At 66.4% G+C, this 667-nt stretch carries 1 protein-coding gene; it reads left to right on the forward strand.

Going from position 1 to position 667, the window contains the following annotated elements; genetic code table 11:
* Positions 1 to 269: 269 nt before the first annotated feature.
* Positions 270 to 667, forward strand: a 398-nt coding sequence (locus tag LPA54_RS34520) for a TetR/AcrR family transcriptional regulator (protein ID WP_228984589.1), incomplete at its 3' end; no start/stop codon positions are given.

Here is a 667-nt window from a genome sequence, read left to right on the forward strand (position 1 = left end):
GGCGGCGGCGCATGCCGCCGGAGTACGTCTTGGAGGGGCGGTCGGCGGCGTCCACGAGCAGCCCGGTGGCCAGTCTGTGTGTCTCATGGGTGAGCCGCGTTTCCACGACGGCTTGTGCGTCACGCCCGGCGTTCATGTCCATATGCAGCGAACCTTCGGGTTGAGGGGTGCATGGTGCATGGTCTTCCCGTCCGGAAGGGAAGTCCCGTTTTGTAGTTACAGCATCTGTAATGAATACGCCCGCCCTTACCTCGGGGTAAGGTGAAGGCATGTCCGCACCGACCCGCAGTTACCGATCGCCACGGCGTGAACGGGGCGCGGCTCAGACCCGGCAGGACATCCTGACGGCCGCGCGTGAGCTCTTCATCGCGCAGGGCTACGCACAGGTGACGATGGGGCACATCGCTCGCGCGGCCGGCGTCGCGACCAAGACGCTGTACGCGAGCGTGGGGACCAAGACGGAACTCCTGCATGCCCTCCTGGCCACGGACGTGGCGGACTCGCGGACCACCGGGATCCTTGAGGAAGTAGGCCGGACCGAGGACCTCGCCTCGGCGGTCGCATGCCTGGCGCACGGCATCCGCGACAACACCGAACGCTTCGCTCCGTCCATCGACCTGCTCTACTCCTCCATGGCGAGCGACGACAAAGCGCGGGAGGTGTGGGA

The organism is Streptomyces sp. DH12 (assembly GCF_020873895.1).
Classification (GTDB): Bacteria; Actinomycetota; Actinomycetes; order Streptomycetales; family Streptomycetaceae; genus Streptomyces.